The sequence below is a fragment of the Cellvibrio sp. genome (assembly GCF_039207905.1).
Lineage (GTDB): Bacteria > Pseudomonadota > Gammaproteobacteria > Pseudomonadales > Cellvibrionaceae > Cellvibrio.
This window is the reverse complement of sequence record NZ_JBCECX010000058.1, coordinates 1-18,317: the sequence shown is the minus strand read 5'-3', so window position 1 is coordinate 18,317 and position 18,317 is coordinate 1. Positions and strand designations below refer to the sequence as shown.

At 48.9% G+C, this 18,317-nt stretch carries 19 protein-coding genes; 9 read left to right on the top strand and 10 right to left on the bottom strand.

Going from position 1 to position 18,317, the window contains the following annotated elements; all coding sequences use genetic code 11:
- From AAGC78_RS20915 to cobU, 3 genes are all read right to left on the bottom strand, one after another.
- A partial coding sequence (locus AAGC78_RS20915; RefSeq protein WP_435786054.1) for a cation:proton antiporter occupies positions 1-1,051 on the bottom strand: 1,051 nt, incomplete at its 3' end.
- Positions 1,052-1,197: 146 nt separating this feature from the next.
- Positions 1,198-1,809 (bottom strand): histidine phosphatase family protein, encoded by a 612-nt coding sequence (locus AAGC78_RS20910; RefSeq protein ID WP_435786053.1) that lies wholly within the window; start codon positions 1,807-1,809, stop codon positions 1,198-1,200.
- The gene (cobU, locus tag AAGC78_RS20905; protein ID WP_435786052.1) at positions 1,806-2,327 is read right to left on the bottom strand and encodes a bifunctional adenosylcobinamide kinase/adenosylcobinamide-phosphate guanylyltransferase; all 522 of its coding nucleotides are present in this window, start codon (positions 2,325-2,327) and stop codon (positions 1,806-1,808) included. The genes AAGC78_RS20910 and cobU overlap by 4 nt, the downstream gene beginning before the upstream one ends.
- A gap of 116 nt (positions 2,328-2,443) precedes the next feature.
- Here cobU and AAGC78_RS20900 point away from each other — a divergent pair, with 116 nt between their 5' ends.
- Positions 2,444-2,704 carry a hypothetical protein gene (locus AAGC78_RS20900; protein ID WP_435786051.1) on the top strand — a complete coding sequence of 87 codons (261 nt, stop codon included), beginning with the start codon at positions 2,444-2,446 and terminating at the stop codon, positions 2,702-2,704.
- On the opposite strand, the gene AAGC78_RS20895 is transcribed toward AAGC78_RS20900, so the two are convergent.
- Both AAGC78_RS20895 and cobT read right to left on the bottom strand, forming a co-directional pair.
- Positions 2,694-3,461: an adenosylcobinamide-GDP ribazoletransferase gene (locus tag AAGC78_RS20895; protein WP_435786050.1), complete on the bottom strand. Its 768-nt coding sequence runs from the start codon at positions 3,459-3,461 to the stop codon at positions 2,694-2,696. The two genes, AAGC78_RS20900 and AAGC78_RS20895, sit on opposite strands and share 11 nt — an antisense overlap.
- On the bottom strand, positions 3,458-4,540 hold the full coding sequence (gene cobT / locus AAGC78_RS20890) for a nicotinate-nucleotide--dimethylbenzimidazole phosphoribosyltransferase (RefSeq protein WP_435786049.1): 1,083 nt from the start codon (positions 4,538-4,540) through the stop codon (positions 3,458-3,460). Before cobT ends, AAGC78_RS20895 begins: the two co-directional genes overlap by 4 nt.
- 206 nt (positions 4,541-4,746) lie before the next feature.
- On the opposite strand from cobT, the gene AAGC78_RS20885 reads away from it, so the two are divergent.
- A complete protein-coding gene (locus AAGC78_RS20885) occupies positions 4,747-5,937 on the top strand; it encodes an aromatic amino acid transaminase (protein ID WP_435786048.1) in 1,191 nt (396 codons plus the stop codon).
- 33 nt (positions 5,938-5,970) lie between these two features.
- Here AAGC78_RS20885 and AAGC78_RS20880 read toward each other — a convergent pair whose 3' ends face one another.
- Together AAGC78_RS20880 and AAGC78_RS20875 are read right to left on the bottom strand one after the other, a co-directional pair.
- Positions 5,971-6,285: a helix-turn-helix domain-containing protein gene (locus AAGC78_RS20880; RefSeq protein ID WP_435786047.1), complete on the bottom strand. Its 315-nt coding sequence runs from the start codon at positions 6,283-6,285 to the stop codon at positions 5,971-5,973.
- On the bottom strand, positions 6,269-6,649 hold the full coding sequence (locus AAGC78_RS20875; protein WP_435786046.1) for a type II toxin-antitoxin system RelE/ParE family toxin: 381 nt from the start codon (positions 6,647-6,649) through the stop codon (positions 6,269-6,271). The genes AAGC78_RS20880 and AAGC78_RS20875 overlap by 17 nt, the downstream gene beginning before the upstream one ends.
- A gap of 109 nt (positions 6,650-6,758) precedes the next feature.
- Between AAGC78_RS20875 and AAGC78_RS20870 the strand changes: the two genes are divergently transcribed.
- The 3 genes from AAGC78_RS20870 (at position 6,759) to AAGC78_RS20860 (ending at position 11,000) form a co-directional block, all read left to right on the top strand.
- The gene (locus AAGC78_RS20870) at positions 6,759-8,282 is read left to right on the top strand and encodes a sensor histidine kinase (RefSeq protein ID WP_435786045.1); all 1,524 of its coding nucleotides are present in this window, start codon (positions 6,759-6,761) and stop codon (positions 8,280-8,282) included.
- Positions 8,279-8,995, top strand: a complete 717-nt coding sequence (locus tag AAGC78_RS20865; RefSeq protein WP_435786044.1) for a response regulator — start codon at positions 8,279-8,281, stop codon at positions 8,993-8,995. The genes AAGC78_RS20870 and AAGC78_RS20865 overlap by 4 nt, the downstream gene beginning before the upstream one ends.
- Before the next feature lie 91 nt (positions 8,996-9,086).
- Positions 9,087-11,000, top strand: a complete 1,914-nt coding sequence (locus AAGC78_RS20860) for a potassium transporter Kup (protein WP_435786043.1) — start codon at positions 9,087-9,089, stop codon at positions 10,998-11,000.
- A gap of 80 nt (positions 11,001-11,080) precedes the next feature.
- Here AAGC78_RS20860 and AAGC78_RS20855 read toward each other — a convergent pair whose 3' ends face one another.
- Positions 11,081-12,148 (bottom strand): hypothetical protein, encoded by a 1,068-nt coding sequence (locus tag AAGC78_RS20855; protein ID WP_435786042.1) that lies wholly within the window; start codon positions 12,146-12,148, stop codon positions 11,081-11,083.
- 332 nt (positions 12,149-12,480) lie between these two features.
- Positions 12,481-13,101, bottom strand: coding sequence for a mechanosensitive ion channel domain-containing protein (locus tag AAGC78_RS20850; RefSeq protein ID WP_435786041.1), 621 nt, complete (start codon positions 13,099-13,101; stop codon positions 12,481-12,483).
- A 97-nt stretch (positions 13,102-13,198) separates the two neighbouring features.
- On the opposite strand from AAGC78_RS20850, the gene AAGC78_RS20845 reads away from it, so the two are divergent.
- The 3 genes from AAGC78_RS20845 to AAGC78_RS20835 all read left to right on the top strand — a co-directional run bounded on the left by AAGC78_RS20845 (position 13,199) and on the right by AAGC78_RS20835 (position 16,687).
- Positions 13,199-13,930 carry a glycerophosphodiester phosphodiesterase gene (locus AAGC78_RS20845; protein ID WP_435786040.1) on the top strand — a complete coding sequence of 244 codons (732 nt, stop codon included), beginning with the start codon at positions 13,199-13,201 and terminating at the stop codon, positions 13,928-13,930.
- Positions 13,931-13,975: 45 nt separating this feature from the next.
- Entirely contained in the window at positions 13,976-15,286 is a 1,311-nt protein-coding gene (locus AAGC78_RS20840; protein WP_435786039.1) for a glycoside hydrolase family 2 TIM barrel-domain containing protein, read from the top strand.
- A 72-nt stretch (positions 15,287-15,358) separates the two neighbouring features.
- Positions 15,359-16,687 (top strand): lytic murein transglycosylase, encoded by a 1,329-nt coding sequence (locus AAGC78_RS20835; RefSeq protein ID WP_435786038.1) that lies wholly within the window; start codon positions 15,359-15,361, stop codon positions 16,685-16,687.
- Between the two features lie 13 nt (positions 16,688-16,700).
- Here AAGC78_RS20835 and AAGC78_RS20830 read toward each other — a convergent pair whose 3' ends face one another.
- Entirely contained in the window at positions 16,701-17,297 is a 597-nt protein-coding gene (locus AAGC78_RS20830; protein WP_435786037.1) for a pentapeptide repeat-containing protein, read from the bottom strand.
- Between the two features lie 285 nt (positions 17,298-17,582).
- Here AAGC78_RS20830 and AAGC78_RS20825 point away from each other — a divergent pair.
- Positions 17,583-18,317 (top strand): electron transporter RnfD (locus tag AAGC78_RS20825; protein ID WP_435786036.1); only part of this gene is annotated, 735 nt, incomplete at its 3' end.

Genomic DNA, 18,317 nt, shown 5'->3' with positions numbered 1-18,317 from the left:
CCAGTGCAACGTCCTGTACTTTATCGATAAAGATTTTTCTGAAGTTCTCATTGTCAGGCATGATCGCACCGGCCATAAACGCACCGAACAACGCATGGATACCAATGATTTCTGCAACGTAGGCCGACAAAATCAAGGTGAGGAAGAAAATCGCAATTACCGGACGTGTTACGGTTTCGACGGTATTGTGTTTTTCGCTGATGCGCTGCAAAAACGGACGCACCACACGGATCATAAAGAACACATAAGCAATTGCCATTACGATGGTAAACAAACCATTGATAAAGGTACCCGCTTTTACAAACGCGATGAGTGCAGCGAGGATACACCAGGCGCTCACATCATCTGCTGCGGCACAGGTCAGTGAAATGGTGCCGAGTTTGGTTTTGTTAAGGCCGCGTTCCTGCACAATGCGTGCGAGTACCGGAAATGCGGTGATACTCATGGCAACGCCGCTGAATAACGCAAAGACTGAGAAGGGCACATTTGCTGGTGCGAATTCGGCGTAGAGAAAATACGACAGACCAACGCCTAATGTGAATGGAATAAAAATACTGGCGTGGCTGATAATTACTGCATCATAGGCTTTGTCTTTCAGTGTTTTTAAACTGATTTCCATTCCCACGATATACATAAATAAAATCAAACCAATTTGGCTAACGAACTGCAAATTGCCTAATGATGCTTTGGGAAATAATGCAGCAGAAAATTCAGGGAAGTGCATACCTACAAAAGATGGGCCAAGCATAATGCCTGCGATCATCTCACCAATCACCACTGGCTGGCCGATTTTGGTACAGATCCAACCGAACACCCGTGCTACAAAAATAATGGTTGCAATTTGTGCGAGCAGAACAGCGAGTGGATGATTCAGGTTGTGCACAATACCGGTGATAAAATTATCCCATTGACTACCATCAGCTGCGACTGCCGCTCCGGTTGCATCCGTTTTTTGATTTACCTTCGTACCCAACACGATGATCCAATACATCAGCGCAATCAGGCCGCCGGTAATCGTGAGGTAGGAAAAGCTCTGTTTTATTTTTGTCATGGTTACATCTCTTTTATTGCCAATATGATGCCGATAATAGGTTCGGACTTTCCAAGGTGTTCAAGTTATCACAGCCGTTCGGGATGGTTTAGTTCCAACAGATAGTTATTCTTTATCAAGAATTTTACCTGCGTGTTACAGCGGGTTTAGCGAGCCCCGATCCATCTGACTAGCGGCAGGGCGTTTGGAAAGCTGCTTATGTCGATGCGGGTGTGGCTCGCGTAGTCGATTTGCAATTGCCTGAACAGCGCAGGGTTGCGCCAATCCAGCTGCAATATGTGCGCGATAATGATCCGGATAACGCCGCCGTGGCAGAGCACTAGTTGGTGCTGATAGCCATCATTGCTGAGCAGTAATTCCCACGCGGTGATAACGCGCTGCGCGAAATCATTCAGCGATTCACCGCCCGGTGGCTGGGCGGAGTGGGGTGTTTGCCAGAAATTTTCCAGGTTTACCCATTCATCACCCAGCTCATCGAACGCGATTCCATCCCACTTACCAAAATGCATTTCCATCAATTCCGGTTCAATGTGTAACGGAATCTGGTGTTGTAATGAAAATTCGGTTGCGAGTGCAGCGCAGCGAGTTAACGGTGAGCTAAGGATACGATCAATTGCAGAATCCTGATGCACATGTTCCATGGTGTTGCGCAAATCCAATTTGCCTTGTTCACTTAATTCAATGTCGGTGTGACCATAAAGTGCAGCTTTGCCATTGACCTTACCGTGGCGAACCAGGGTTATTTTTCTATCGCTCATTTTGTAGTGTCTTTTAAAGTGAGAGGTAAACCGGCGGCGATAAAAAATACTTTGTCCGCTTGCTGCGCGAGCATCTGATTCAAACGGCCTGCTTCATCGACAAATTGTCGGGTGATTTCACCAAGCGGAATAATGCCGAGGCCAACTTCGTTGGCGACAAAAATAATTTGAGCTTTGCTCGCGCTAACTGCATCGAGTAATTGCTGAAAAAGCGCAGGGAAGTCCTGTTGCGGATTGTTAAATAATTGGTTGTTTAGCCAGAGTGTCAAACAATCCACCAAAATAGTTTGTGATTGCTGGCCTTCTTCATAAATGGTTTGCACAAGCTCAAGCGGACATTCGCGCAACCGCCATTCAGCAGGGCGATTTTGTTGGTGGTGTGCGATACGCTCAGCCATCTCTGTATCTGATGCGGTTGCTGTGGCGAGATACACCACGGGCAATTTGCTATCAATAGCGAGCTGTTGGGCGAAACGGGATTTGCCCGAGCGGGCGCCGCCGAGCATTAAGCTAATCATAATGATGTCAGTTTTTAATCCTGAAACTTGAATATTAAATAATCATCACCATAACCCATAACCCATAACCCATAACCCATAACCCATAACCCATGAACCAATGGAGCGGGGTGGCTATGAACGCTATTTATATTCAGTGTGGTTTGGTGATCGGATTTTTTCTGGTGATGTACCTTGCGGTAAAGTTTATTGCGCATTTGAAAAGAAAGCGACCCAATAAAGAACTTTGGGCCACAATATTTGAAGGTGTTACACATAAAACAATGGACTTGGAGCCGCTTAAACAGCCGGAAGTATACATTGAGAAGAAAGCAAAACGGGATGGCCAGAATTATGACGAAGAATCTGACGAGAAAACCTATCACATTACCAAGTGATGGGTATCAGGCTGATATTGATGAGTAGTAGCAGATAAATTGCCAATTCACTTATCTGTTGTGCTGCACCCAAACAGTCGCCGGTGTAGCCGCCGACTTGTTTGTTGAAATACCATTTGGCGGCGTAGCGAATAAATATCAGCGCTGCAATGATTAGCAGTGCATTGGGCCAGTTCAAAAAGAAAAGTGCGGGTAGTGCGCTGGCCAATAAAATAATCAAGTCAGTTTTGGATTGGTTATCGGCGAGTGGTTTACTTTTACTGCCGTCTTCATCGGCAACGTAGCGCATATCAAAAACCAAACTGGCTGCGACAGTGCGCGATAATGTGTAGGCGATGATCAAGCTCAACGCAATGTGGGTGTTCTCGATCAGCAGCACATATTTTCCCAACAGCGCCATCACCAATGCAGTTGCACCGTAAGTGCCGATGCGGCTGTCTTTCATAATGCTGAGTTTTTTCTCGCGCGCAAACGCACCGCCAAATCCATCTGCGGTATCAGCAAGGCCGTCTTCATGGAAGGCGCCAGTGAGTAGCAAGCTGAATCCCATCGCCAGCCATAAGCTAACAGAGTTGGAAAAAATACTGTTGGCAGCGATAAAAACCAGCGCAACCAATCCACCCAATAACCAACCGACCAACGTGAAATAGCGGCTCGCGCGATTGAGGTTTTCCGGCGAATACAAAACCCATGCGGGCATGGGAATGCGGCTAAAAAATCCCAGCGCGAGAAAAAATAAATTCAGCTGTTGCTTCACGCAAGCGTTCCAGATGTTGTAGCCGATGGATTTCCTGAGGTGATATCGGCATTAATTCCAGCGCTGTCAAACGTGGCCATTTGATTGTAAAAACTCACTGCCGCGTGGATGAGTGGCAACGCAAGTGCTGCACCTGTGCCTTCGCCCAAACGTAACCCCAAATCCAGTAAGGGTTTTGCATCAAGCAATTGCAGCATTAATTGGTGACCGGCTTCTTCCGAGCGATGTGCAAAAATCATATAGTCGCGCGCATTCGGATTGATGCTGACTGCGAGTAGCGCAGCGGCGCCGACAATAAACCCATCCACCAAAATCAAACGGCCCGCTTGCGCGGTGGCGAGCATAGCACCACAAATTTGTGCGATTTCAAAACCGCCGACTTCACACAAAATATTGAGTGGCGATGTATCTTGAATGCGTTCTACACCTTGTTTCACTAACGCGATTTTTTTAGCGAGTTGTTCGCTGTTAATGCCCGTACCTAAACCTACACAGGTTTCCATTGGTGCACCGCTAATCGCAGCGAGAATGGCGGCAGCGGAACTGCTGTTGCCGATCCCCATTTCACCAAAGGCTAATAAATTGGAACCGGCGGCGAGTTCAGCTTCGGCAAATTCTTTTCCGAATGTTAACGCTTGTTCCGCTTGTGCGAGCGTCATCGCTGGTTCATGCGCGAAATTGCGCGTACCAGCGGCAATGCGATGCAATATCAAGGCTGACGGCGCAGGTTTTATTTCGTGTTTGATTCCGGCATCAATTACTTTGAGCGGAATATGGTTCGCGCGGCAAAAACAATTGATTGCCGCACCGCCCGCTAAAAAGTTGAATACCATTTGTTGGGTGACGCTGCTGGGCGCGATGCTCACGCCTTCTTCAGCGATGCCGTGATCGGCAACAAACACCAACATCAGCGGGCGTTCAATGCTCAGGCGTTTGCGTTGTTGCACCAGCGCAATTTGCAGTGCGATTTGTTCAAGCTGACCGAGTGCGCCCAAGGGTTTGGTTTTTTGGTCAATCCGCTGTTGGATCTCCGGAACCAGCTCGCGGTTGAGAGGCGCTATTTGCCAATCGAATGTCATAAGTCTTTTCCTTGTTGAAGGTCGCGCAAATTAACATATCCTGCTGCATTTCGCGGTTTATTTAGCGGCGTTCAGCTCTTTACCTAAGGGTGCCATGATCTTTACCTGACGGTGCTACGCTGGCGCCAAAACCCGGCGTATAATCGCGCCCGGTTTTATCTAGCTATCTGTCCATTAATGCTTGTTGATTGCGTCTGGAGTTTGCCATGTTTGAATCCCTCTCTCTGTTGCCTGCCGATCCTATTCTGGGGCTGAGTATCGCCTATGCCAATGACACCAACCCAAATAAAGTGGATCTGGGCGTGGGTGTTTACAAGAATGATGCAGGTGTAACGCCGATTATGAAGGCGGTGGCTGAGGCGGAAAAACTGCGTATTGCCCGCGAAACCAGCAAAGCTTATACCCCGCCAGCGGGTTATCCCGGCGCGAATGAAGCAGTTACGAAACTGGTGTACGGCGCCGATCATCCGGCAGTTGCCGCCAAGCGCGTGCGCACTATCCAGACCCCCGGCGGTTGCGGCGCCCTGCGTGTTGCGGCTGAGTTAATCCAGCGCGCAAAACCCGGTGCGAGCCTGTGGGTGAGTATCCCGACTTGGGCAAACCATGTCCCATTACTTGGCAGCGCCGGTTTGAGCCTGCGTGAATATCCTTACTACGATTACAAAACCCACAGCATTGATTTTGCAGCCATGCTTGCGACTATCAATGAAATCCCGCGCGGCGATTTGATTTTGCTGCACGCCTGCTGCCACAACCCGAGCGGTGCTGATTTGTCGCGCGCGCAATGGGATCAAGTTGCCGATGTATTGGAAGCGCGCGGTGTGATTCCGTTTATCGACATGGCCTATCAGGGTTTTGGCGAAGGTTTGGAAGAAGATACCTACGGCCTGCGTTTGATGGCTGCGCGTTTGCCGGAAGTGGTGATCGCGACTTCCTTCTCCAAAAACTTCGGCTTGTACCGCGAGCGTGCAGGTAGTTTGAGCCTGGTGTTTGCTGACCAAACCCAAGCCGATGCGGGCAACAGCCAGTTGCTGAGCGTGACCCGCGCGCTTTACTCAATGCCGCCTGCACACGGCTCTGCGTTGATCGATATTATTTTGCACAGCGACGAACTGACCAAAGTCTGGAGCGACGAACTGACCTCTATGCGCGAACGCATCGCCGGTCTGCGAGTGCAGCTGGTGCAATCGCTCAACCAGTTACAACAACAGCGCGATTTTGGTTTTATCGCCCAAGAACGCGGCATGTTTTCATTTTTGGGTCTGAGCGTAGAGCAAGTGCGCAAACTGAAAAGCGACTACAGCATCTACATGACCGACACCAGCCGCATCAGCGTAGCCGGTTTGACTAAAGAAAAAATGGATTACGTCGCCAAGGCGATAGTGTCGGTGTTGTAAAAAGCCCGATAAAAAATCTGTAAATCAAAAGGCCTAGAGGATCGCCTCCAGGCCTTTTTTTTCAATGATATTTAGCAATCGCAGCGACGAGCCATTAGGTTTGTTATCGCCCGATTCCCACTTTTGTAATGCAGACGTACTGACATTGAGTACGGCGGCCATCACGGCTTGGCTAAGGTGTTCGCGCAAACGCAAGGCTTTGATTTGTTGCGGGGAAATTTCTTGCACTTCCAGATTACGTAATTGCTCGTATTCGCTCATGCGGCGCGCGCTAATGACGCCAGCCTGATGCAATCCGCTAACTGTTTCCTGTACCTCATCTAACAAGCGACTAGTTTGTGTTTTCACAATATATCTCCCGCAATTCGCCGGCATTCACGGCGATCTCCAACTGTTGATCGGTCAGCGATAGGAGGTCGCTGGCAAGTTGTTGTAAAAATTTCAGTTCATTGTTGCTGATATTGTCTTGCTCGTTTTTGTTAAAACCAAACACAAAAAACCAGCGATCCTGCATTCGGGTAGCGATGAGTGTTCTGGCTCCGCCACGTTTACCTCGCCCTGCAATAGCAACGCGCTTTTTGAAAACATTGCCGCCGAGGTTGGCATCTACCAAGCCCTGTTTCATCTCGGCAACTGCATTGCACAGTGCTCGGTCGGTTACTTCTGCGCCGCTCCAGCGGTTAAAAGTCCTGGTCTTGAAGAGTCTGTCCATGATGTCACTCCTATCGTCCTTGTATTAACTATATCATCCAGTGATATAGTTTTCCAATCTCCGCCAATCCTTATACGTTCCTAACAGCGTTGCTGCTAAGCTCTCGCTTATGAATGCATTTACGTCTCCTCAACAGTTGTTGCGATTGGGCATCGGTCTGGCGGTTTGGTTGCTGGGCTGGTGCTTGTTGCTCTTCCTCGATAGTCATTTTGATCCGCTTAACCTCAGTTTGTTGCTGGTACTTACCTCGGCGATTTCGGCGCTTTGGTTGCCGCTGCGGTTAACCTTGCTTGCTAGTGTGGTGGCGTTGATCGCGTTCAATTGGGCGTTTGTCCCGCCGCGTGGCACTTTTGCGATTGATCTACACCAGCACACGGTATTGCTGCTTGCGATGTTGGTGGTGAATGTGATGATTGCGGGCTTGATGGTGTTTTTGCGCGCGCAAACGCGCAAGGCCCAAGCCTATGCGCAAGCCGCGGAAGAGTTGCGCACCTGGGGTGATAAGCTGCGCGATGCTGATGATCCGCATCAGTTAAATCAGGATTTATATCTGGCGCTGCAGCAGTTATCGGCATCGGGTGCACATGGGGTGGCACTGGTGACTTTGACCGGGCCGCTTCCCGCCGAAAACCTCACCTCCTTCTTAAATAAAATCGGCGCGACTTCAGCTGAGCAAGACGATGCGCTCTGGCATTGCCTGCGTGGCGGTCAGGCGCTGGGGCCGGGCACCGGTCATTATCAGGAATTGGATGCGCTCTATTTACCGCTGCGTGGGCGCAGTATGACCTCGGGCGCGGCGATGATTTCCGGTGTCGCCAACGCCGATGAGTTTCCGTCGCTGACCCAGGCGCAGGCATTGTGCGACCAAATGGGCGCGGCACTGGAGCGTCATCACATCCAGCAACAAGAGCGACAGGCGAATGATCAGGCGCAGGCGCAAAAGGTGCGCAATACCTTACTTGCCGCTATTTCCCACGATTACCGCACACCGCTCGCGACTATCATGGGCGCCGCATCATCACTCGATCAGCAAAGCGAGCGTTTATCCGACAGCCAGCGCCAGCAACTGGCGCGCAGCATTGTGGATGAAGCAGATCGCCTGCGTCGCCTGACCAGTAATGTGTTGCAGCTGGCGCGGCTGGATGCGATTGGCAACAACATCAGCGGCGATTGGGAATCGGCAGAGGAAATTGTGGGAAGCGTGATCCGCCGTATGCGCAGCCATGATCCGCAGCAGCGCTTGTCGGCAAAGTTGGAGCCTGACCTTCCGCTGTTGTGGGGCGATTCTTTATTGTTGTCGCAACTGTTGGAAAACCTGATCGACAACGCGCTCAAGTACAGCCCGCCAGAATCGCCAGTGCAGGTGTTGGCATATTTGGATAAAGGCCAGCTTGTTCTTGCAGTACGTGATCAAGGAACCGGAATGGCTGAGGAAGGCGGACAATTATTTGAAGTCTTCCAACGCGGTGATCATCGCAAAACCGGTGGCGCTGGCGTCGGGTTGGCGCTGTGCCGCGCCATTGCCCGCGCTCACGGCGGTGAATTGGAGTTTCATGTGAGTGCAGAGGGCACCAGCTTCGAGTGCCGTTTGCCGCTACGCGCCCAACCTCAAAATCCGGAAGCTAATTTATGAGTTTGCGCTTGTTGTTGGTGGAAGATGACCGCGAGTTGCGCGCGACTTTGCGCGAGGCATTGTTGGTCGAGGGCTATCAAGTGCTCACTGCGGCGAGCCTCGCCGAAGCGCATGCGATGTACGGGCAAACTCAATTGGGCGAGTCGGCAGCGCCAGCATTTGATTTGATCTTGTTGGATTTAGGCTTGCCCGATGGTGACGGCAGCGAGTTACTGGTCAAGCTCAGGCGCAAGCAATCCACGCCGGTAATTATCATCTCTGCGCGTGAGGCCGAGGGGCAAAAAATCCAGTTGCTGGACGAGGGCGCCGATGATTATCTGGTGAAGCCATTTAGCATCGGCGAGCTGCTCGCGCGTATGCGCGTGGCGCTGCGCCATCGCGGCAATCAGATACGAGCGGCAGTTACTCGTTATGAGCAGGGCGATCTGGTTATTGATCTGGCTAATCATCGGGTCAGTCGCAATGATGAACTTATTCATCTAACGCCGACGGAATTCAATCTGCTCGCGCGGCTGGTGCGCAGCGCCGGACAGGTTGTCACCCATCGCCAATTGCTGGTGGATGTGTGGGGGCAGGAATATCTGGAGCACACTCATTACCTGCGGCTTTATATGGGGCAATTGCGCGCCAAGCTGGAGGACAATCCGGCCGAGCCGCAACTGTTATTGACCGAGCCGGGTGTTGGTTATCGCCTGCTGGATACGCGCGATTAATTTTTCTTCTACTATCCTTACGAAAATACTTATGCGTTCCTGATGCGTGATTGGGAACACTGGCGATGTCTTCATTGCATAGGTAGTTTCCATGACTGTTTCCTCCTTACCCGCCGATCCATCCGCTTCACCTTCAACGCCTGCGCGCCAGGGTATGGCTGCTATGACGCTGGCCGCCATCGGCGTGGTCTACGGCGATATCGGCACCAGCCCGCTCTACACCGTAAAAGAAATTTTTGCGCCCGCGACCGGCGTGCCGCTGGATTCGGCCCATATCATCGGCGCTGTTTCGACCATCTTCTGGGCGTTGATGCTGGTGGTCACCCTCAAGTACGTCATCCTGATTTTGCGCGCCGATAACCGCGGCGAGGGCGGCTCACTGGCGCTCACCGCGCTCGCTGCCAAAACCGCCGGTTCCAACCAGCAATTGCGTCGCATTATTTTGATGATCGGCCTGTTTGGTGCGACCCTATTTTATGGCGACAGCATTATCACTCCCGCGATTTCCGTGTTGGGCGCGATGGAAGGTTTGGAGATAGCAACGCCGACATTGAAGCCATTAGTAGTGCCTATAACCCTCGCCATCCTGATCAGTTTGTTCCTCGTGCAGCGCTTCGGTACAGGGGTGATGGGCAAAGTCTTTGGCCCCATAGTGACCCTGTGGTTTTTGATGTTGGCGATATCGGGCATTGCCCATGTGATCGCCCAACCGGCAATTCTCGCGGCGTTGAATCCGCTTGAGGCCTGGCAATTTTTAGCGGGGCGCAGTTGGTATGTGTTCGCGGCCATAGGTGCGATTGTGTTGGCGCTCACCGGTGCAGAAGCACTTTATGCCGACATGGGCCATTTTGGCCGCAAGCCGATCCAGATCGCCTGGACCTATCTGGTCTTGCCATCGCTCGCGCTCAATTACATGGGGCAGGGCGCGCTGTTATTGGCCGATCCAACTGCTATCGCCAATCCGTTTTACAAACTTTTTCCGCAAACATTAATTTGGCCCGCGCTGATTCTCGCCACTATGGCCGCGATTATTGCGTCGCAAGCAGTTATTTCCGGCGCATATTCGATGACTCGCCAAGCGATCCAATTAGGATTTTTGCCGCGCATGACGGTATTGCACACTTCGGCGCGTGAAGCCGGACAAATCTATATGCCAGCAGTGAATTGGATGTTATTGGCCGGGGTGATTGCGGTGGTGTTGTTCTTCGGTAGTTCATCCGGTTTGGCGGGCGCTTACGGTATCGCGGTGACTGTAACCATGGCGACCACAACCTTGCTGACTTTTTTTGTGGTGCGCGGCCGCTGGAAATTACCGCTGCCGATTGCAATCGGTGCAACGCTATTCTTTTTGGCGGTGGATATTTTTCTGGTCGCCGGCTGCGCGCTTAAATTTTTGGATGGCGGTTGGTTCTCGCTCTTGGTTGCTGCGCTGTTATTTTTAATCATGAGCACTTGGCAACGCGGCCGTACCATCGTGATGCAAACAATTCATCGCGATGGTTTGGAAGTAGAAACTTTCCTGCCGACCTTGCGCCCGAATGAAATTCCCCGCGCAGCACGTGTTGCCGTGTATATGGTCGCTGATGCATCTACCGTGCCTCAAGCGCTGCTGCATAACCTGAAACACAATCAGGTACTGCATGAGCGCAATATAATCCTGACTGTGCAATTTAAAGATGTGCCTTGGGTAAGTGAAGCGGAACGCGTGCAGGTTGAAGAATTAGGCAATAGTTTCTGGCGCGTGACAGTTGCTTTTGGTTTTATGGATGTACCCGATGTACCGCGTGCATTAAAACTTTGCGAGCAATACGGCTTGTCGATTCCGCATTTCCAAACCAGTTATTTTTTAAGCCGCGAATCGATTGTGTCTACTACCGGTGGCGGTATGGCACATTGGCGTGAGCGTTTATTTTCCGCGATGACGCGCAATGCCGGTGGTGTAGTTGAATTTTTCCGCTTACCCGATAACGCAGTAATTGAATTAGGTACAAGGATTCAAATCTAATTTGGATTTATGTTGCCTAAATAAAGCGAAAAAAATGGCGGACTGCATTCAGTAGTCCGCCATTTTTTTGCAGCTGTAGCTTACTTAAGTTGGAATTCGATTTTCTTAATACTTATATCCATTTCTTTAAAGGCTTCAGGTGGCGTTGCACTTTTCCAGTTAGCGTCAGTAATTTTGCTGCGCAAGACGGCGCCGGTTTTTGTTTCGCCGACAAACTGAATTCCCGCAATCACTTTGTTGCTCAGGTCTGCGAGTGTTTTGGGGGTGCAATGGTAGCTGGTGTTTGAGCAAAACTGCAGGTCTTTCATCGGGATAGTCAGACGAATCCATTGATCTGCTAATACAGATTGATCCAATTGGATGATGCGTTTTGCATCCAGCACTGGTTCGGTTTTGCCATCGTAAATCACCATGCCGATATTCACTTTGCCTGATTCAATCTCGTCGATAGCGTCGCCGCTCACATGGCTTGCGTAAGTTGACTTGAGTGAATCGATGCTGGGCAGGAAGGTTTTGGCGCTGTTAATTTTTAAATCGATAATGACGTTTTCAATATCGCCGAATTCGATCCCATCGGCGGTAATGTTTTTCTCAAAGCCATTGGAGTGTTGGAAATCCCAATCGGCGATTTTTTTCACCAATACCATATTGATGGTATCAACCCCGTTACAGCTATCGTTCACTTTTGCGCTAGTGGCAAAGTCGTAAGTCGCGTGATTGCTGACGTTGAGTTTTGCCCATTCAGCGCGGCCTTTGTTCTCATTATTTGAATGGTTCCAGCCGCTGAATTTCAAGCTGGAGAGGCTTTGGTTTTGCACTCCGCCGTCGTAATCGGCAAACAATTTAAATGTGTTGGCCGCAGGGGTGATACCAGCGCCGCAGTTGTCGATTTTAGCAACCGTAAATCCGGTGTAACTTGCGGCCGCTTGAGTGCTTTCAATCGCGCCAGCAGATGCCGCACTACTCGATTGCGCCGCTGAACTGGCAGGGGTAGAGCTTGGGGCGACTGAGCTCGCAGCTACCGAACTTGCAGCCATCGAACTGGGGGTTGGCGATGGCGCAGGTTTGCTACCGCCACCTCCACCGCCGCACGCGGTCAAACTCAGGATTGCCAAGGGCAGGGCACAGCTTTTAATCAGGGATTGCATGATGGGGTGAATTCTCCATGGGTAGTGTTAACTATTATTGTTTGTTGCCAGGGAATTTATCGCCGAGTTAGTCCTTTCTAATTGATGATGTGAAAGCGCTATCTTTTCGATATTTTCTAGTGTGTTTTGTATCGACTACAAAGCAGCGCTGGCGAATATATAGGCGGGATTTAGCTTGGTAAATGACTTGTGATTGCGCTAACACAGATAGCACACAAAATGACGACAATTTATGTTGCGTAGGATGGGTATCCTGAGTGGCATGATTGATAACAGCCTGATGCATGTTTAACCATCAGGCTGTTGGTATAACAAGGGGTGGAAGGGGGGGGTTAACGCTGTTGCTCGACCTTGGGTTTGTCCTGCATGCGCATTTGTTCAAGCGGTAAGGTACCGGTTTCGTCCGCATTTTCGGCGATGGCCTCAGGTACATGATCCAGCTTGAGCACGGCTTTTTGCAGGATTAAGGTATTGGGATAGGTAATCAGGTTGCCGTCAGGGCGTTTCAGAATCACATGGAACATAGTGATTTCGACGATGATGCCGCTCATATCGTCGTCTTTGTCGAGGATTTTGATGCGGTCATTCACTTTGTAAGGAAAGCCGAAAAAGATAATCATGCTGGCGGTCACGTTGCTCAAGATCGACCATTGGGCAAACAAGGCGATGCCGACAACCGCAAAAATAGACGACAGGAATACAGAAATCTCGCTGTAGCCCAAGCCCAAAAATAAACACATGACCACGATGCAGCAAAACACCATCCCGATATTCATCAGGCGGGTCATGTAGAGCACACGCAAATCGCCCAGTGCGCGGTTCAAACTAATGTCGTGAATAATCTTGTCCAACAGCTTGGCGGCGAGATAAAAGGTCACAATACAGCCAAATACAATCAAAAATTTTGAAAATATACTGTGATTAACAATTTGTTCGATACTGGGTATATCCACGCTGACACCTGCATTGCTGATTCAAAACACGGCTGCCATACTCCGACAACCGCTCAAGGGCGGCATTATACCGACTGAATTCCTGAACGAGCGCTTTATGACACCTTTGTTATGTATTGCCCATCGCGGCGGGCCCCAAATAGCTAACGCACCACTGCCGGAAAATAGTTTGGCTGCAATCGAGCGCGCACTTGCGTTGGGTGTATATGCGGTCGAAATCGATGTATTTCAAATCGAAGGCGAATTGCTGGTCACCCATGATCGCCGCTTGGGGCGCGTTGTTTCCGGGCAGGGGATTATCACTGAACAACCATTAAGCTATTTGCGCGAGCAGCGCCTGGAAAATGGTGAATCAATTCCAACCCTGCAACAAATTCTTGAATTGGTGGGTGATAAAGCGGTTCTCAATATCGAAATCAAAGGCGCTAATTCCGTGCCGACACTTGTGCGCGTACTGCAAGATTATGTGGGCAGTCATAGCGGCAATTATGAGCAGTACACTATTTCCAGTTTTGATCACCAGCAATTATTCCAATGTATGCAGCAATTGCCACAGATCAAGCGCGGCGTGTTGATTGAAGGTATCCCGCTTGATTACGCCAAGTGCTGTGAGCCACTCGCTGCTTATTCGTTTAATACCCATTTAAGTTTCCTTACACCAGAATTAATTCAGGATGCAAAAGAACGCGGGCTGAAAAATTGGGTCTATACCCTTAATCACGAAGATGATTGGGCTTACGTAGAGTCGCTGGGGGTGGATGCAGTATTCACCGATAAGCCTGATAAACTGCTCGCATTTAATCGCGACTTCGCCTCGCGCCAACAATAAACTCCGGTAAAGATGTGATCTTTACCTATTAAAGAGTGCACAATAATGACGATAAAAATAATTTCCGCTCTGTGGCTTTCGCTCTTGCTTGCGGCTTGTAATAACCCGAATTCAACTCCCCCACCTTCTTCCGCTGCTAAATCAAGTGCAATCAGCGTTACGCTTGAACATAAAGACGGGAAATTCCAAATCTATCGCGAAGGAAAACCTTATTTTATTCGCGGTGCGGGTGGCTCTACTAATCCGGAATTGCTTGCCGCCAGTGGCGGAAATTCTATTCGTACCTGGAGCACAGACGATGCGCAAAGAATTTTGGATCGCGCCCATGAATTAGGCTTAACCGTTATGCTTGGTTTGAGTATCGGCCATGAGCGTCACGGATTTGATTACAACGATAAAGCGGCAGTTGCTGCGCAAAAAGAATTTGTGATCAATGAAGTTAAAAAATACAAAGATCATCCTGCGCTTCTAGCATGGGGCATCGGCAATGAAGTGGATTTGTTTTATACCAATACCAATGTCTGGTATGCGATTGAAGATATCGCCAGCACAATCCAGAAGTTAGATCCCAATCATTTAGTTACTACAGTTACCGCAGGAATTGATGCAGAAAAAGCGCGCCTGATTATGCAGCGTGTGCCGAGTATTGATTACCTGAGCGTGAATATTTATGGAGGGCTTGAAACCCTGCCGCACACATTAAATAGCATCGGCTGGAAAGGCGCTTACGCAGTAACTGAATGGGGCCCGACTGGACATTGGCAAATTGCCAAAACAGCTTGGGATGTACCTATTGAACAAACCAGCACAGAAAAGGCCAAATCCTATCGCGAGCGTTATGAGGCCGGTGTGCTAGGCGCGCCCGATAAAGCCTTAGGCTCCTATGCATTCTTCTGGGGACAAAAACAGGAAACTACACCAACCTGGTATGGCTTGTTTCTGGAATCAGGCGATGCAACGGAAGTGATCGATAGCATGCAATATTTGTGGACGGGAAAATGGCCTGAACATCGCGCGCCGTCAATTCGCAGCTTTTTGATCGACGGAAAAAAAGCGACGGACAATATTTATTTACAAGCGGGAAAAACCTACAGCGCACATTTGGATGCATTTCATCCTACACAAGAAGAGTTTCATATCCGCTGGGAAGTATTACCCGAGAGCACTGATATTAAAGCGGGAGGCGATCGCGAATCGCGTCCGCATCCTGTTGAAGGTTTATTTGTAAAAGATAACGGCAAAGGTGCATTGGAATTTACTGCTCCTGCTGCAAAAGGCCCTTACCGTTTATTTGGTTATGTCACCAATGATTTTAACCGCGCAGCGGTAGCAAATATTCCGTTTTATGTTCGCTAGTGTGTTGCTATTAAAGATATACCGTGATTATCGTTAAAGCGTAAAATCCGGTCGTTGTATTTCGGAGTTGTTATGAAAACTATCAAGAATATATTTCCATTTGTGTGTTGTTTGAGTTTGATGTCCTGCGCACAAGCGCCCGAGTCTTCAAACCTTGAAGCCAGTTCGCAAGCCACTGTCACTCAAACAAAAGCACCAACAACACAAACTTCAGTTGCAAGTAGCGCGCAACCGCTGAAACCACCACCCATGATTACCGCTGCGGATTTCGCAACCTGTCTTGTTACATTTGAAGAAAAAGCACAGCAAGCTGGAATATCAAAAAAAACCATTAGCAACAGTCTTGCTAAAGCAAAACTGAATTCGCGCGTGCTGGAATTGGATCGCCAGCAACCAGAATTTACTACTACTTTTGCCGATTATTTTAATCGCCGTGTGACGGATAAACGTATTGAGCAAGGCCAAGCATTGTTGGTGAAACATCAAGCGTTGCTCGATCGCGTTTCAGCGCAGTACGGTGTGCCGGTACCTTATTTGCTCGCATTCTGGGGGCTGGAAACCAATTTCGGAAGTTACTTTGGCAATATCCCGGTAGTCGATTCGCTTTCAACTTTGGCCTGTGATCCGCGCCGCAGTACCTATTTCACCGGCGAATTAATTTCAGCGTTGCGCATTCTCGATGAAGGTGCAATTGAACCCAATAAAATGATTGGTTCATGGGCTGGTGCTATGGGGCATGTGCAATTTATGCCGACTGCATTTTTAAAGAACGCAGTCGATTATGATGGCGATGGAAAACGCGATCTGTGGAATAGTACAGCAGACGCTATGGCATCGGCGGCACATTTTTTACAAAGCCTTGGTTGGAATCCAAGTGAGCGCTGGGGGCGTGAAGTGAAACTGCCTGCTAATTTTCCATTCCTTGAAGCAGGTTTAAAAAATAGCAAAACCATTTCCGAGTGGAGCAAATTGGGTATAACCCAAGCGGATAAGACACCGCTTCCTGTTGCCGATATAAAGGCTTCGTTACTCGTGCCTTCTGGTTACCAAGGACCTGCATTTTTGGTGTATGACAACTTTAATGTCATCATGCGTTGGAACCGCTCAGAATTTTATGCACTTGCAGTAGGTCATCTTGCTGACCGCATTGCTGGTAAAGAAAAACTGGTGCAGCCACCGCCAGAAGATGCACCACGTTTGCATCGTGATCAGGTAGTTGCCCTGCAAGAGCAGCTAAATAAACGCGGTTTCGATGTGGGCACACCTGACGGGATTCTTGGGCCAGGAACTCGTCGCGGTATCAGTGAATTCCAGCATCAACAAGGCATGATTGCCGATGGTTTTCCCAGTAAAAAAGTGATTGGATTATTGGGTGTGGATGTTAGCGCAGTGAAACATTAATTTCCCTGCGTTGCTAATCCACCAAATCTATATCCAAACAGTTTAATAATCTTACTGCTTCCAAGCGGCTGAACCTGGCCGCTTTGATCTGGTTATTGAAGATATCAATATCGTAATTTTCAGCTTCGCTGAAATCGGCTTCTTGCAGATTGGTTTTCATAAACAAGCTGTTGCTGAAATCGGTAAAGATAAATTTCGCTTTGGTGAAGTTCCCATTTCTAAAATCCACGTCATGTGCTTTGCAATGTTCTAGCGCAAGCTCGCTCAAGTTAAGATTAAAAAATGATGAGTCGTTAATAATGCATTCGCTAAAGCTGATCGGCGCCGTAAAGTTAAAGCGCGGCCAATCCGCTTTAGTCCAATCGACTCCCACCAGTTTGCTCTCGTTAAAACTGGTATCAAAAAACTTGCTGTAATCAACCCTGATATTACTCAGGTTAGATGCAGTAAATACACAGTCTACAAACTTGCACTTATAAAAACGCACACCCGAAAAATTGCATTGCTGGAAGGTGCAGTTTTCAAACACAATCTCAGTAAAAGATTCCCCCGCGACATCCATACCGCTAAAGGTCTGTGAAAAATATTCGTTGTGGTTTTCAATGGTCATGTCGTTCGCGCCCAAAATAGAAGCCCTCACTGGATTGGTTTCATAATGTGATTGACGGGAAATACTGACAGCTAAGCCCGCGTAAAAACAGTCTTGTATTATTCAATTATCTGTGAGCAATTACCTGATCTGTGACCAATTTATTCTCGGCGTCTGGTCATAAGGTTTACGCTTCTTTTAATTATTGGGCTGGCATTTGGATGGTATTTGTGACGGTAGCTGATTAATATGGCCCACTATAACAAGAGTATATTGATCAAATAATTCCTGACACGAGACCCCTATATGAAAGCAATTCACAGTTTTTTAATTGGTGCACTGTGCTTTTCCGGCCTTGCAATGGCGGAACCAGTACAGAAAATCAGCGCTGATAATCCCAACTATCTCTACACTGGCCGAATCGATTTTGCGGATAAAAAGGCACCTTCCCTCAGTTGGACTGGCTCAAGTATCAAAGCCAATTTTACTGGCACCTCCTTGGCGTTAACCCTGAATGATCAGCTGGGTAAAAACTATTTCAATATTATTGTGGATGGCGAAACCCAGCATCCCTACGTGCTGGAAGCCAAACAAGGTGAGCAGACCTACGTTATTTCCACCGCATTAAAACCGGGTAATCACACTCTGGAAATTTATAAGCGCACTGAAGGTGAAGAAGGCGCTACGACGTTCAAAGGTTTAGTGTTGGATGCCGATGCCAAACTATTACCGCCACCGGCGCGATCAGCACGGCGGATAGAAATCTACGGCGATTCCATCAGTACCGGCATGGGTAATGAGGGGGCGGATAACGGTGCGGATCATTTGCTTAGTGAAAAAAATAATTACTGGGCTTACGGTGCAATTACTGCGCGCAATCTTAATGCCGAGCTGCATACCATTTCACAAAGCGGTATCGGGATTATGATCAGTTGGTTCCCTTTTATCATGCCGCAGTTTTACGATCAGTTAAGTGCAGTGGGTGATAACGAGTCGAAGTGGAATTTTAAACAATGGACGCCGGATCTGGTCGTCATCAAT

Coding starts and splice junctions, on each gene's coding strand:
- AAGC78_RS20910 (WP_435786053.1), bottom strand. CDS start 1,809: ATGAGCGATAGAAAAATAACCCTGGTTCGCCACGGTAAGGTCAATGGC.
- cobU (WP_435786052.1), bottom strand. CDS start 2,327: ATGATTAGCTTAATGCTCGGCGGCGCCCGCTCGGGCAAATCCCGTTTC.
- AAGC78_RS20900 (WP_435786051.1), top strand. CDS start 2,444: ATGAACGCTATTTATATTCAGTGTGGTTTGGTGATCGGATTTTTTCTG.
- cobT (WP_435786049.1), bottom strand. CDS start 4,540: ATGACATTCGATTGGCAAATAGCGCCTCTCAACCGCGAGCTGGTTCCG.
- AAGC78_RS20885 (WP_435786048.1), top strand. CDS start 4,747: ATGTTTGAATCCCTCTCTCTGTTGCCTGCCGATCCTATTCTGGGGCTG.
- AAGC78_RS20875 (WP_435786046.1), bottom strand. CDS start 6,649: ATGGACAGACTCTTCAAGACCAGGACTTTTAACCGCTGGAGCGGCGCA.
- AAGC78_RS20870 (WP_435786045.1), top strand. CDS start 6,759: ATGAATGCATTTACGTCTCCTCAACAGTTGTTGCGATTGGGCATCGGT.
- AAGC78_RS20865 (WP_435786044.1), top strand. CDS start 8,279: ATGAGTTTGCGCTTGTTGTTGGTGGAAGATGACCGCGAGTTGCGCGCG.
- AAGC78_RS20860 (WP_435786043.1), top strand. CDS start 9,087: ATGACTGTTTCCTCCTTACCCGCCGATCCATCCGCTTCACCTTCAACG.
- AAGC78_RS20855 (WP_435786042.1), bottom strand. CDS start 12,148: ATGCAATCCCTGATTAAAAGCTGTGCCCTGCCCTTGGCAATCCTGAGT.
- AAGC78_RS20845 (WP_435786040.1), top strand. CDS start 13,199: ATGACACCTTTGTTATGTATTGCCCATCGCGGCGGGCCCCAAATAGCT.
- AAGC78_RS20840 (WP_435786039.1), top strand. CDS start 13,976: ATGACGATAAAAATAATTTCCGCTCTGTGGCTTTCGCTCTTGCTTGCG.
- AAGC78_RS20835 (WP_435786038.1), top strand. CDS start 15,359: ATGAAAACTATCAAGAATATATTTCCATTTGTGTGTTGTTTGAGTTTG.
- AAGC78_RS20830 (WP_435786037.1), bottom strand. CDS start 17,297: ATGACCATTGAAAACCACAACGAATATTTTTCACAGACCTTTAGCGGT.